At 42.0% G+C, this 14,750-nt stretch carries 11 protein-coding genes; 10 read left to right on the forward strand and 1 reads right to left on the reverse strand.

The features are described from left to right. The first annotated feature begins 132 nt into the window (after positions 1-132). From IGK85_RS02495 to IGK85_RS02530, 8 genes are all read left to right on the forward strand, one after another. A complete protein-coding gene (locus IGK85_RS02495; protein ID WP_008377878.1) occupies positions 133-2,370 on the forward strand; it encodes an ATP-binding cassette domain-containing protein in 2,238 nt (745 codons plus the stop codon). Between the two features lie 234 nt (positions 2,371-2,604). Next, positions 2,605-4,080: a helix-turn-helix domain-containing protein gene (locus tag IGK85_RS02500; RefSeq protein ID WP_008377880.1), complete on the forward strand. Its 1,476-nt coding sequence runs from the start codon at positions 2,605-2,607 to the stop codon at positions 4,078-4,080. 373 nt (positions 4,081-4,453) lie between these two features. Beyond that, on the forward strand, positions 4,454-9,031 hold the full coding sequence (locus IGK85_RS02505; protein WP_035006568.1) for a hypothetical protein: 4,578 nt from the start codon (positions 4,454-4,456) through the stop codon (positions 9,029-9,031). 39 nt (positions 9,032-9,070) lie between these two features. After that, the gene (locus IGK85_RS02510; protein WP_008377885.1) at positions 9,071-9,589 is read left to right on the forward strand and encodes a hypothetical protein; all 519 of its coding nucleotides are present in this window, start codon (positions 9,071-9,073) and stop codon (positions 9,587-9,589) included. A 25-nt stretch (positions 9,590-9,614) separates the two neighbouring features. After that, the gene (locus IGK85_RS02515; protein WP_008377887.1) at positions 9,615-10,178 is read left to right on the forward strand and encodes a hypothetical protein; all 564 of its coding nucleotides are present in this window, start codon (positions 9,615-9,617) and stop codon (positions 10,176-10,178) included. 34 nt (positions 10,179-10,212) lie between these two features. Further along, positions 10,213-10,542 (forward strand): LPXTG cell wall anchor domain-containing protein, encoded by a 330-nt coding sequence (locus IGK85_RS02520; protein ID WP_008377889.1) that lies wholly within the window; start codon positions 10,213-10,215, stop codon positions 10,540-10,542. A 173-nt stretch (positions 10,543-10,715) separates the two neighbouring features. After that, positions 10,716-11,111 (forward strand): hypothetical protein, encoded by a 396-nt coding sequence (locus IGK85_RS02525; protein WP_008377891.1) that lies wholly within the window; start codon positions 10,716-10,718, stop codon positions 11,109-11,111. A gap of 125 nt (positions 11,112-11,236) precedes the next feature. Further along, complete coding sequence (locus IGK85_RS02530; protein WP_008377893.1) at positions 11,237-11,584, forward strand: DUF7006 family protein; 348 nt, start codon at positions 11,237-11,239, stop codon at positions 11,582-11,584. Positions 11,585-11,953: 369 nt separating this feature from the next. Here IGK85_RS02530 and IGK85_RS02535 read toward each other — a convergent pair whose 3' ends face one another. Further along, complete coding sequence (locus IGK85_RS02535; RefSeq protein WP_005232094.1) at positions 11,954-12,697, reverse strand: EAL domain-containing protein; 744 nt, start codon at positions 12,695-12,697, stop codon at positions 11,954-11,956. A gap of 136 nt (positions 12,698-12,833) precedes the next feature. On the opposite strand from IGK85_RS02535, the gene IGK85_RS02540 reads away from it, so the two are divergent. Further along, positions 12,834-13,958, forward strand: a complete 1,125-nt coding sequence (locus IGK85_RS02540; RefSeq protein WP_237714951.1) for a GGDEF domain-containing protein — start codon at positions 12,834-12,836, stop codon at positions 13,956-13,958. A gap of 460 nt (positions 13,959-14,418) precedes the next feature. Further along, entirely contained in the window at positions 14,419-14,736 is a 318-nt protein-coding gene (locus IGK85_RS02545; RefSeq protein ID WP_008377898.1) for a hypothetical protein, read from the forward strand. The last annotated feature ends 14 nt before the right edge of the window (positions 14,737-14,750 follow it).

Raw genomic sequence — 14,750 nt, forward strand, 5'->3', positions numbered from 1 at the left:
TGCTATTCCAACATTGAGAACAAAACAAAAAATAAACATAGTTTTTTTGCAAAATTCCGAGAAACAGCGAGAATGTTTGTGCTATAATGGTCGCTCACTGTAAAAATTCAATAGAATCTGGGAGGGTATAGCATGCAGGAATACATTACGATCCACAACGCCAGGCAGAACAATTTGAAGGGCTTTGACTTGAAGATTCCCAAAAGAAAAATCACGATTTTCACGGGTGTCTCTGGTTCTGGCAAGTCATCGATCGTCTTTGACACGATCGCACAAGAAGCTGGTCGACAGCTGAATGAGAACTTTTCGAAATTTGTCCGCAACTTTTTGCCAAAATACAGCCAGCCCGATGCCGATGCCATCGACAATCTTTCGATGGCGGTAGTAGTTGATCAAAGCCGTTTAGGCGGCAATTCCCGCTCCACATTAGGGACGATCACGGATATCAACCCCTTGATCCGCTTGCTCTTTTCTCGTCTTGGTCAACCGTATTTAGGTCCTGCATGGAATTTTTCCTTCAATGACCCTCATGGGATGTGTCCCACTTGCGAAGGGATTGGGCGGATCGTCGGGTTAGATTTAGAAAAGGCACTGGATCTTGAAAAGTCCTTGAACGAAGGGGCGATCCTGCTTCCTGGCTACAAAGTCGGCTCTTGGCTACTGAAGTCCTTCACCAATACGGGCTTTTTTGACAATGACAAGCCGTTGAAAGAATATAGCGAAGAGGAAATGAACCGCTTTTTGTATGCCCAAGGAGAAAAAATCGATTCCTTGTATATGGAAGGCATGAGTTCCACCTATGAAGGCTTAGTCGCTCGTTTTAATCGCTCCAATATCAAAGGTGGCAATGAAAGCTCCGCTGCTACGCAGAAGAAAATCGCTTCTTTCATGAATGAGCAGAAGTGTCCTGACTGTCAGGGAAAACGATTCAATCCACAAGTACTCGCGTGTAAAATCGCGGGCTATTCGATTGCGGACGTTTTGGCGATGCAAGTGGATGAACTATTGACGGTTCTTCAAGAAATCTCGGAGGAGAGTGTCCACCCCCTGCTTCAAAACATCCAAGCGAGAATCACTGATCTGATCAATATCGGGTTGGATTATGTTTCCTTAGACCGTGAAACAACGACGCTTTCTGGTGGGGAAAGTCAGCGGGTAAAAATGGTCAAACACTTGTCTTCTAGCTTGAACGATGTGATCTACATTTTTGATGAACCGAGTATTGGGCTGCATCCAAGGGATGTCCACCGATTGAATGAATTGTTGGTCAAACTACGGGACAAAGGGAACACCGTCATCGTAGTGGAGCATGATCCAGATGTCATTAAAGCAGCCGACCATATTATCGATGTTGGTCCTAAAGCTGGGAAAAATGGCGGCTATATTACTTACGAAGGAACCTTTGAAGGATTGCTGCGCTCAGATACACTGACTGGCAAAGCCTTTGGACAGATGGTGGATTTCAAAGAAGCCCCTCGCAGAAGCCAACAGTTTATCGAAACGAAAAAATCGACGCTGCATAACTTGAAAAATACAGCACTGCGGGTGCCATTAGGGGTATTTACGGTGGTGACCGGTGTCGCTGGTTCTGGAAAGAGCAGTTTGGTAAATGGTGTTTTTGCCAAAGAATACCCTGAAGCCATTACGATCGATCAATCAGCGGTGGCGGGGAATATTCGCTCTAATCCTGCAACCTATTCAGGAATCATGAATGACATTCGCAAGTTGTTTTCGCAAGAAAACAAGGTTTCAGCAGGTCTTTTTTCCTACAATTCCGAAGGTGCTTGTGAAACATGTAAGGGCCACGGGACCATCAAGATGGAGCTGTCCTTTATGGATTCCGTCGAGGTTTTGTGTCAGGCATGCGGCGGCAAACGGTTTAAAGAAGAAGTCTACCAGTATCGCTTGAAAGGCAAGTCGATCGATGAAGTCCTTGCCATGAGTATCACGGAAGCGGTGGAGTTTTTTGAGGAAAAAGCGATTCAAAGAAAACTAAAACAGATTTTGGTTGTAGGTCTAGGATACATGACCCTCGGACAGCCATTAAATACCTTGTCTGGCGGTGAATGCCAACGACTGAAGTTAGCAAAAGAATTAAGCAAAAAAGGCAATATCTACATTATGGATGAACCAACGACCGGATTGCACATGGCAGACATCAAAAGCATCTTGGCGATCATCGAACGATTAGTGGAAAAAGGCAACACGGTGATCGTGATCGAACACAACCTTGAGGTCATGAAAGCAGCGGATTGGCTGATCGATGTCGGTGTTGATGGTGGAATTCGTGGTGGTGAAATCTTGTACGAAGGAACCCCAGACCAACTGATCAATTGTCAATCGTCGATTACTGCGCAGTATTTATTTTAACGAAAAAACCAAGACTAGCCGTAAGCAGCTCTTTTCATCGAGTGTTGCTTGCGGCTTTTTTCATTCCATCGAAGAAGCGATTACAAGTTAGAAAATAAAATTCAGAACGCTATTTTTTTCATTATTAGTAGGTTTTTTGATAAAAATACTGTAAATTTGAGTATATAATTACCAAATAGTGGTCTATTTATGTAATAGTATAGAAAAGAATCTCTTGAAAAAGGAGTGGAGTGGATGAGAGAGCTGCAATTGGCCTTCATCAGCAACCGCACAACCGCGCGGTTGTTTCGGCTGTTGAGTACGATTGAGCGAGATCGGGTGTTTACGATTGGCGACTTAGCTGAGCGCAATCAGGTAACTCAGCGGACGATTGCCAATGATATCAAATACATGAAAGAATATTTTGGGGACAGTATAGTTCTTGTTTCCGGCAATAGCGGGTTTGTTTTCGAAGAGAAAAAGCCTACAGAATATCAAAAAAGAAAACAAAGTTTGTTAAAAAATGAATGCTTATTTGAAATTATCGGGAATATCTTTCATGGCAAGTTAGCTAAGGTGGATGAGCTAGCGCATCATTACCATTTTTCAGAGAGTACATTTCGGCGCTTACTCAATCAGCGCAACCCTATTTTGAAAAGCTATGGCTTACAATGGACCTCCAATCCTTTAACAATTGAAGGAAGCGAAGCCAACTTACGTAAGTTTTTCAAAGATTTTTATTATGAAGGGGTCGAAACGATCTATACGTTGGTTCCAGATCAAGCCTTGCATGATTTGATCTTAGGTCAATTGGAGGACAAGTTCCGCTATTATGAAATCGGATCTGGGGCGACTCCCGCAGCGTTTTACTATACGTTTTATATTGCCATCAAACGCGCGAGCCTTGGCTATCGTATCACTGTGCCGAAAGAACTGGTTAGACAGGCGTATAAAGGGAATAGCTTTTCCAAGCTTTACTCACTGAAGGAAGGCATTGAAAAAATCTATCAGGTTCAGCTGCCCAAAGAAGAATTTGCTTGGATCTACTTAGTCACCTTGTGCAAGCGAACCTTGGATCAAGAAGAACGAGAGGAAAAATTTTACCAACAATTTCATCAAGACAAAGCCATCACAACTGTGACGGACTTGTTTCTTCAGAACCATGAGGTGCCCCAAGCACAAGCCAAAACGGTTGCAACATTTTTACGTTCTTTCTTTTTATCGAGGAAAATAAACCATGCGATTGCGCCGGTTTTGAACAAGGAAATGGATGATATCAAAGAAGTGATCATGCGTTCCAACAGCGAGAATTATCAAAAGAACTTACAATTTCTTAAGGAGCAGAGCAAAAAACTCTCTTTGTCTAGTGCTTACTTAGAAGACATCTGTGTCAGTTTAACAATTTATAGCGAGTTGATTTTCGATTATTACGCACCAGCAAAAACCATTTATTTTCTCCTAGAAGGAGATCATTTTGTGTGCCAGCACATTCAAACTCGAGCAATCCAGCGGTTTGGCAGCAAGCACGAGTTGACCTTTGTGCAGCTGCAATATTTAACAAAGAAGACGCTAAATGGATCACATATTGATTTGATCGTGACCAATTACAATCGCTATCTCGTCGATTACAAAGTCAAAACAGATTATTTATTATTAAAATCTCTTCCAGATGATCGAGATTGGGAACATCTTGAACGGAAAATAAACCCGTATCAAAAACCGCTTTTTTAAACCCATTCCCGTACCTTTCACACAGTGAAAGAGGTAGGTTATTTATTCATCTATTTCAGGTGTTTATGAAAATAATGATTTTCTTTTGCTAAAGGACCACGCTATTCTTAGTTTAGTAAGGACCACGCGTGATACACTTACAGTTTTTTTCATCTCAATAACCTTCGTTTTTAAGAAATAGGAACTCGTATGTAGATATTATTTTACAAAAACCCAATCTAACAACTTTCTTCAGACATTTGATTCGTCCAAATGTCTTTTTTTGTCGTTCCCCCAAAAACGAAGAATATTGAGACAACTTTGTGTGAAAAGGAGGAGGCTGTTTCTTAGCTTCAACCTTCTTGACGCACCAAAGACTTGAAGAAAGGAGGATATGATGAAACTACTTACATTGTTTTCTGCAGTATTCCTACTAAGCAGCACGGCGGTCAACACGACGCTGGCGTTCCAGCAAGTTGCTTATGCAGAAACAGAGTCACTTTCTGAAGAGACGCAACACTCCTCAACTGAGGAAACCACTAATTCTGCTGATCGATCGGAAGACCAAGAAACAACCGAAGAAAGCAGTGAAGAACAATCTTCTTCGGAAGCCACGGATGATTCCACGACAGCTAGCCAAGAAGAAGCAGAGGAAAATGAAGCACTGCCCGAAGCAGAAACGCCAGATAGCTCAGAAGATGAAGCGGAAACAGAAGCTGAGAATGAGCAAGTCGAAAGGTTTGATGCTGAAGCTTCAGCGGTCGCATTGACTGTAGCAAGTGAGGCGCAATTGCGGGCAATTTTACTTGGGGAATCCTTCACCGATGAAGATGGCACGGAGTATCATTACGAAGAAATCGCCAATGATCAATCCTTGGTGCTTACTTTTGCCAACAACTTGGCATTAACTGAGCCAATCAGTGGTATCCAACGGTCAGACGTTACTTTTCGTAGTCAAGATACACCTGTGATCGTTTCGCAGACGGCGGCAGAGAACCTGATGCAGTTTGCGGCACCTGTTCAACTGACTTGGCAAGGGGTACAACAACAAGGCATTCAGTCGGCGCAAGGGCTGGCTCAAACAACTGGGGCTTCAACGATTACCTTTGAAGATACCCAACTGGAGCTGACCACTACCGCAGGACGCGTGGTGAATAACAACCAAGCACATCTTCATTTCAAAGGAACCAATGTGGTGACGACAGCGACGTCTTCCATTCCAACGTTATTCACGGCTGAAGGACTCTTGGTCGAAGGCCAATTGACGATCAATCATCGCTCATCAAATGCCACACCAATCTTTGAAATGAATCAAGTAGCAGTCGCTAGCCAAGCTGAAATTTCTGTCACCCGAAGTACCAACAGCAATACTGGCACTGTCTTTCACATGACAGGTACCGCAGCAAGCCTTGATTTTGGTCAAGGAAGTATGACCACGATTCGCCAATCTGGCGCAATGGTTTCCCTACCAAATGCCAATCAAGATAGTCGGTTGACGCTAGCAACCGGGGCAACACTAGATGTTGGCACGGGACAGGGGCTTTCTGGTAATTCCACCAGCACGCTAGGCGAAGTAAGGTTACAAGCAGGGAGTCAGTTAAAACTATCTGAGTACGGGACGGTCAGCGGGACGCCCGCCATCAATGTCGGACACCGCTTCATCGTTGAAAATAGTACCGCGGACCAACCTACCATTATTGAAGGAACGCGGACGGGCACAACGACCGGAGCTTTTATCCAGCTCCAAAGTGCAAATTCCTCCATCGATTTTGGGGAGAATACACAAACGCGAATATCGCAGCATGGACCGATGTTTACGGGTGTGGCTAGTACCACGATAGTGATTCAAGACCACGTGAAAATGAACAATCAGCATAGCAACGGGTTTAATGGCAACGTAGCAGTCAACAGTATTGCGATTGGTGATCAGGTGGATATAACCATAAGTGAACCTAGTAATGCCACTGTTGGTCAAGCGTATCGAACCTTTTTCGCAACGTCTTCGGTTCAAATCGGAAGTCATACAACAATTGACGTGCCGAGAACGCGAACGACCTCTTCAGCAAGTACATCGAATGTCGTCATCGGCTTAGCATCAAGCAACGGGAAAATCACCATTGGTGACTATTCTGAAATAGCCGTGAACCAGCGAGGGGCGTTTGTCAACGCAAGTTTGTCCCATGTCACTTTAGGGAAATACTCAAAACTAACGGGCGTATTAGGGAATGGTTTTACCGCTGGAACGATGGTCGATCAATTTGAGCTGCTTGAAGGGGCTGAAATCAATGTTGCTGAGCATTCAACGAGCACAGCAGCCAATTCTTTTTCCGTGCAACGACGTTTCTTCCTAGGAGAAAAAGCAGTGATCAATTATTCTCGCACATCATCAGCAGCCAATCCTTTCATTGCACTGGGTTCAACGTCGACGGCTTCACAATTTTTGTCAGAAGCAAATGCAACCATCACCCTCAATCAAGTAGGACCATTGGTGACTGGTCGCAGCACAACAGATATCTATATTGGTGAAGCAAATACGATCAGCCTACAAACCGCACAAGGCTTTACCGGTGGTACCTCATCTGCTGCTTCTTCAACCATTCGCCGGTTGCATGTGGGCGATCACTCCGAAATCACCGTTTCTGGACGAAGCAATGCAAATGTTGATTTTTTCCGGTTTAGAGAAGAAATCAAACTAGGTCGTGAAGCGGAAGTAACGGTCAATCATACAACGCGACAAGCTGCACGAGCCGTTTTTCGTTTAACCTTGGCGAATTCGAAATTTACGATGGAAGAAGGAAGTAAAGTCGAAGTTGATACTGGTGGACGATTTCTACAGGGAGTCGGAACAACAGATCTGTTATTCGGCGAAAATTCCTATACGAGAATAAACGCTGCTAGAGGAATGACAGGAGACACCACTGTTCGTTCAGTTACGCTTGCGCAACATGCTGAAGTGCATTTGACAGAGCCAACAACGACGGCGATTCAAAATTCAGCAACAAGTCAAAATTATTCCAGAATCCGAGTATCACAAAGAGTGGAGTTGCAAGACAATGCTACCATGACGTCAAGAAGAGATCGAACGACTTCAGATTCCCGATTTATTTGGTTGACTGCTAGTAATTCATTTGTTCGGATTGGTAAAGGGGCTACCCTCGACGTGGATCAATCTGGAGGAATCTTTAGAGTAACGACTTCCTCTAATTTCATTCTCAATGATGAGGCAACATTTAAAGGTGTTGCGAGAGGTTTAAATACTCAGGCGGGAGGCAATGCCTCAAGCAATCATTCGAATTCATTTGCGAATATCACAGTAGGGGCCAGAGCTAATTTTTCCATGACCGATAATCGGACAGGTATGGGAACATCAGCGGAATTTATCAATCGCCCGTTAGTCAATGTGCGGAATTCATTTTCGGCAGGAGAAGATTCTACGGTTGTATTGGAAACCATAAGAAATAAATCTGAAGTTCTTTATTTCAGACTTGCCAATGCACGATTGAATATAAACAATGTGAATTTGTTTGAAATTAGTCATCCTACGACAAGAACTGGTCAAGCCAATGCACAATTGCAGCGTTTGATCCGATCTGCACAAAATACGGTTGCGAACGGTTTGAGAATCAATGTTGCGAGTCAAAAATTAGCAGTTTGGGAAAATGCTTCTTTAGATGAACCAACAGAAGAATTTATCAATATTTCCGGAACGATGCGAATCAATCGAAATGGGGGGAATACATTCCCTTATGGCGGCACAGGAAATGGCGAAGCGCGTTCCAGATTACTGAGTGGCGAGCAATTAGAGGGTTCTTTGGAAAGTCTGGAAAAACAAACGGACATTTACCAAGTGATTGCTAAGAATAACTTCAATAAGATTCGTTTTTCAGAACCAGAAGGCCTCATTGCCCGAATCGATGCATTGAGTGATCAGTCGACTGAAATCACTGGTTCCATGTACGAGGATACCGATATCACCTTGATCTCCTATACAAATACCGATGGAGAAATCGTCGAATTGGACAAAAACTCTGAACGAATCGAATGGGGCGACTATCGGGATGAAAATCAGCTGTATCGCTATTTCCGCATTCCCTTAAGAGAAAATGAGCGATTGGAAACAGAGACAGAAGTGTCGATTTTCTTATCGAAACCTTCGATTGAGACCTATGTCGATGTGACCGCTCGTCAAACCGTGATTAAAGGTGTGAATTTTGAAGCATACAATATCACCTTAGATCGCTATAAAATTAATGAATTAAGCACGCAAGAAGAATTAGATGCTTTGATCCTTCAAGAAAGTCGCGCGCAAGCCGCAAATGTGTTGACGGAAGCGGATATGACGGATGACTTTCGCATCGTAGAAACGGATCTTACACGAGAAGTGGACGAAGACGGCAGTTACTTCGCTGTTCTTGAGGTGGGGAATAAAGCCTACCAGATGACCATCGGTATCGATGTGACATCGAAACTGGAGCATATGCGGGTGACAATCCCGACCAAAATGGTCTTTGAATCCTTGTACAATACGGCGGAATCGAATCGTAATTTTGAAAGCCAAGCGTATGAGATCCGCAATCAATCGCCACTTGCTGTGGATACCTATATCAATCAATTGGCGATCGATGATCATGCCGGAATCGTCTTGTTAGAAGAGGGAGAAGATCCCCTCGATTACGCTGAAAGTGAAAGCGAAGAGGAAGACCCAACCCTTACTTATGACGATATCTCAACCCCGCTGTTGCGATTGAACCTAAAAACGGAAGAAACCCAGATTCAACTCTATGAAGCGATGGAAGAACAACACTTGGTTCGCTTAGAAGAAAGAAGTCGCGTGCCGATTTCCTTAACAGGGGATTTCTATGGGGATTACCCGCAATGGGTCGTTGATTCAGAAGCCGATCAAGGCGGGTATTATGAAGACTTGCTCGTACCGAATTATCGCATCGTCTTACGCTTTGTTCCACGAGACTAAGAAAAAAAGATCGTACCAAACGTGAAGGAGGTGAATCCATTGGAGCAAACGAATCAAACCGAAAATAAAAAACGACGGAAATGGCTCTGGTGGTTGTTGCTATTGGCCGTACTTGCCGGTGGACTCGGGTACTATTTCTATCAATCAAAAGAAGCAGTTCCGTTGATCAGTGCAGACCTTTTGCCTGAATCTGGCGATGCCACCGATCAGCGATTATCTGAACGGGCGCAGGAAATTGCAGATGCGAATTATTTCACCCTGCAAATCAATCCAGAAGCCATTTTTGAAGATGGTAAAAGCACGGGATCCATCGAAATCGTTAATCCAGGCACCAATGTGTACCCAATCGCCGTGGATATCTCTTTACTGTCGAGCGGGGAAGTCATCTATTCTTCCGGTGCGATCTATCCAAATCAATTTGTTGAAAATGTCGCCTTGGCGACACCATTGGCAAAAGGCGAGTATCCTGCCAAAGCCACCATCAATATTTACGACCCTGAAAGCAAAGAAAAACAAGGGGTCACTGAAGCTGAATTAACGATTATCGTTAAGAATTAAAAAAAGGAAAAGTGAGGAAATAAAAATGAAAAAATTTGTAGCAGCTATTCTAAGTACAGCAACGATCGCAGGAGTAATCGCAAGCGGCACCACCGCTTTTGCGACACAAACTATTGACGGACGTGAAGGCGATACGTCAGGAGATGTCCAAGTAAACGGGATCATCGGTGAATTCGATAATACAACACCTGGACCAAATCCCGATGATTTGAACCAATGGATCAATGTAACGATTCCAACGACTGCTTTGTTCTATACGACAGAAGCGTCAAGTCATACAGAGATCGTTTCGCCTACGTACACGGTGACAAATAACTCAGCAGTTGGTGTGATCGCTTCTGTTGCAGGTGTTGATACACCATTGAATATGTCTGAAGTAGACTTGTTAAACGTAAACGGGATTGAGTTGTTTGAAAACGGCACACCAACTGTAACAGAAACAGAATTGTTTACCCTTGAAGGCAACCAAGGAACGAATGAAGGGACGTTTGCGTTCACTGGTGAAGCAACACCTGTCAATGCATCAGAAGAATCAAACCCAAGTTTCAAATTGGTCTTGAGTTTTGCGCCGGATGTAGAGGAAGACTAAAAACTGAAATCCCAGTAAAGAAGGGATCTATCGTATGAAAAAACGAAAAAGAATCATTTTTTTCATCGCTGCATTACTGGCTCTGACTGTCTGGGATCTATCAGAAACCGTTGTCGCAGAGGCGACAACAGGGCAGGTCACTGTGACTGGTCGAATTGGTGAAACAGCGAAGGAAGAGGAAGAAGCAGACGATGACAATAAGAAAACGATCGTCGCAGATGCTTCTCAAATCGGACAAGGGAAATTACCGCAAACAGGTTCTTCAAACACCACTCGTTTGATCATCCTTGGGTATGCACTCTTAGTACTGTTTGTCATTGCAGCGACAAGAAAAAAGAAGCACGGTGAAAGCGTCGCTCCTTAACTATCGTCATCGCTAGAAGCGTAAAGGAGAAACTGTGAGGAAAACTTACAGTTTCTCTTTTTTAATTAAAGAGTAGAGCGGATAAAAAATGAATCAAAAAGGTAAGCAGTCCTTAGTGATACCACAAACGCTGTATAAGTGAGGTCAGTGATAGTTTTGAAAGGATACAGAAGATGAAGATCAAGAAAGAAGCGTTTGAAAGAACCATCATAAATAGTGAATATATTGGCTACTACTATCATCTGCTGACTGCAGATTCTAGCCCCTATCCCCAAGGGGAACAAATAGATAAGATGCGTTACTTATTAGAAAATAATCACATAGAAGAAATAAAAGCGAATGCTCGCTATTTGTTCATTTTTCGTACGTATAAAGTACCTAGTGTCCTACAAAAAGAGTATCAGTTGTTGGAAGAATGCGTCTCGTACATCTCAAATTTGAACACCCATTTGTTGATGCCTCAAGAAGCAATTGAGCAAAGTCTTTCAATCAAGGCAGAAGATGAGGCGAAGGATCAAAAAGAGCATTACAAGCAGCTGGTCAGAGGGTTGCTGGATATTCTTCATTGACTACTGGACCTTGGTGTTTTTTCAGTAGCTAGAAAAAGTAGTGAATAGATAACGAGAAAGAATAGGCTGAGACTTAGGAAGAAAATAAGGGGGCTTGTTCCCCTCAAAGAAAGGAGCAAAGAAGCTTGACTGTATTTACTTCAAAGATAGAATATCTTGATGGATTTCAAAAGAAATTTACGGATTCCAATCGTGAAAATGGTGCCTTAGCCTCTTATGTAGAAAAGCAATTAACGTTACTTGATCAATTGATAGCAGGGATTTCTCCAGAAACATTTTGGGCGATCACCCCAGATATTCTGGGAATCGATGCCAAACTGGTTTTAGTCACAGAAATGATGCGATTTGACGATTTTTCCGATGACGAGATCATTCGAATCGTCGAAAAAGATTATCGCTTTTATCTGAAAGAATTGTGCGGTTACAATCTAGGAATGGAAACGAAGCATTCTCTGGTTTTCAACGTGAGATAAAGGAGGGGAATAGTCGGAATCACTTCTAGCAAAACGATTTGGTAAGAAGTGATGAGTATTTTTAATGTTTCTGCAATTAGTAAAGGTGAGCGATTGAAATAGAAGGTTTGTATCGAAAAAAAGGGTGAATAGACAAAAAGCATTCAGGAATTGGTTTCTTGAATGCTTTTTGTCTATTCATTTATCTGAAAAAGGTCTTTGCTTTGGTTTCTACTCCCTCTCATGTAAAATCACCGTTAAAACGATGCCGAATCAGCAAAAATTCTGCAAATAAAATTATTTGTGTTATATTTGAAGGGCATCTGTTCATTTTTTTAATATTCGTTTATTTTTAATCGCGTATAGTGAGAAAAATAAACGACGCGATGGCTATTTTTTTCGCTTTAATTGATTAGCTGGGGAAGGTTTGTCCAAATAAAACCCTTGTTGAAGAAAAATCTCTTCTTCAAGCAAGTACTCATGGATATCCGAGGTTTCGACCCCTTCGACAATAAATTGGATTTTACGATTGCTGGCGATATTTCGCCAGAAGTCGATCAAAAAGAAAATCTCCTTTTGGGACAGCACTCGCAACGAGATAGGCGAAAATTTGATCACATCGATTTTATCCAGCATCGGTGCAATATTTGTCAGTGAATGAATGCCTGTCCCTACATCATCCAATGCGACAGAAAAGCGCATCTTTTTTATTTGGTTGATTTTGTTCATAAGAAAAGACTTGGGATCACAGGCGATAGAAGGTTCCGTATCGTCTTCGGTGATCTCAATCAAAATACGATCATGGTAGGGTGCTAAGTCAGCTAACATCAGAAAGGTTTCTGGGTAGCTGAGTTGTTGCGGGTGGATATTAAGACTGATTTTTGTTTCTTCATTCGGGTGAAGTAAGCTGAAAATTTCATTTCGGTACCATTGCAGTAAGCGAGTGTGTAGCTTTTTGTATTTGATCACTTGCTGGAAGAAGGAAAGGGGAAACCTATTTCTTTCGGTACTTCTCAATAATAATTCGTAGCCAATCACTTTCTGACTATCTGCTTTCATTTGAAAGATAGGCTGGGCATCAAAATATAATTGAGGAAATATCGATAAGAGTTCTTGTTCTATTTTCTCAGACATTGGTTTCTGCTCCTTTCTGGGGTAGTTTTATTTTTGGTTTCATGAAGTGCAGGAAAGGAAGATCGAGTTCTTTACCTGCATTGTTAAAGAATCGAGCCTTTCAAAATCATGGGCGAAGGATTTTAAAGAAAAATCTATGAAAGAAAGAAGGAATAGTGTGTTTGTCCATCTGATTTATGCTGCGATCTATTCTGTTTTAGTTGTAAGCTTGCTCATTTCGTATGATCTGTTTATCAAGAACTTCAAAGAATTGAATTTACGCTTGTCATTTAAAATTCTTATCGGTGTCGTTCTGTTCATTTCGCAAGTCTACTTTATTATATCATTTTCTTTGAACAGTATCGGTTATGTTGCGTATGAATATACGATTCCAATCTTTATTTATTATTTTGGTATCCTCAAAGAAAAAATATATCTGATTGGGCTGGTCCCCGTCATCTTGCTAACTTTTTTTGCATTGATCAATAAATTCGAATGGGGAGCCATGCTCTTTATTATCGGATTAAATTACATCATTTTAATCATTACTTGCTTATTAAAGAAAAGATTTTACGGACAGACAAATCATACTGTCTTTTATCTATTTTCGATTGTGGTTACGGTTGTCTCGCCGATGGTCAATGCATTGCTTTTTCATCGTCGTGAAGTTGGTCTTTGGGATGCTGTCACTTTAGGGATTGGATCAGTGGCAATCGTTTCTTTATGGAAGTATTATCTGCAGAATCAAAAAAACTTTCTCGAAAAAATCAATACGAAGATCATTGAGCGCAATTATGATGAGTTGACGAAGGTAAAAAATTTCCGTAGTTTGAACGAAGATATTTCAAAATTGGTGATAAACGAGAAGGATCAGCTGGTCGTGGTGATGATGGATTTAGATCATTTTAAGCAGATCAATGATCACTATGGACATCAAATCGGCAATCAAGCCTTAACCTTCTTTTCGGATAAACTGACGACATTTCTCTATCAAAAAAGTCCTTCCCATTTAATCGAAGTCTATCGGTATGGTGGCGAAGAATTTTTAGTCCTATTTAAAGAGAATACTTCCGTGTCAGTGAAAAAAATTATTGAAGAATTTCATTTGTTCTTAAGTAATGAACAGTTGAAACTAGAGGGAACACAACTGACCCTTTACTTTTCAGCAGGGATTTCAGAAGCAGGTCCTACGTTAGACATTTCAGAAACCTTTTACCAAGCAGATCAAGCATTGTACGAAGCCAAAAGGAAAGGCAGAAACCGCACGATTATTTTTTCTTGAGACGCTTGCTTTTCTAAAGAAGGTTCCGCAGTCTTTTCTCAAGTGGATAGGTGTTGTAGGAAGCCAAAAGGAGAGACAAGGCCGTATGATTTTTTTAGACGAATGCTTTTCAGAAGAAGTTTTAATAAAGAGACAATGTTCGCAGGCTTCTTTTTCCAGCGTCGTGTCTTTTTCAAAGGGAAGAGAGGAAGCAATCTGGTAAGTATAACGGTTTACTAAACGGTTTGCCGATTATCTTGAGAGGTTAAGCGAGGATAGAAAGGCAAGGAGAGTGCTTTTTAAGAAGTGGAAAGAAACCACTTCTTTTTTTGCACCAAGCATTGGGTAGCCGCGCTTGGCAGCATCGTCTTGGTTTTCTGGCGTGTTTACAGTCTTTAAAAGCAATGGTATATTTATTTGATAAGTAAATAAAATTATTTTGTGCCTGTGCGTAATGATTACTGACTAAGGAGACTTCCCTATGAAACCAATTCGGCGAACACTGTACCAAAGTGCTTTGTACGTAGCTATTCCTTTGATCGTGAGTCTACTGATTGGTTACCTAGCCAAATGCTCACTCCTGATTCCTGCATCCATTATTTATGGCGTTCTTTTGGTGTTTATGATCCCTTCCGACAGCTTTTTATCAAGCAGCGTGGACTACCAAACGAAAAGCATGAATCCAAGTTTTCGTCCTCCGCCATTAAAGAGAAGGATCGAAGGTGCGCCAGAAACGATCAATTTCCTCTTCGTTTTAACGGCACTGGTTTTGTGTTTGCTGCTCTTGTTGGTTGGGTAAAGGGAATTCATAGA

This window comes from Enterococcus sp. AZ015 (genome assembly GCF_050499225.1).
Taxonomy (GTDB): Bacteria; Bacillota; Bacilli; order Lactobacillales; family Enterococcaceae; genus Enterococcus_D; species Enterococcus_D entomosocium.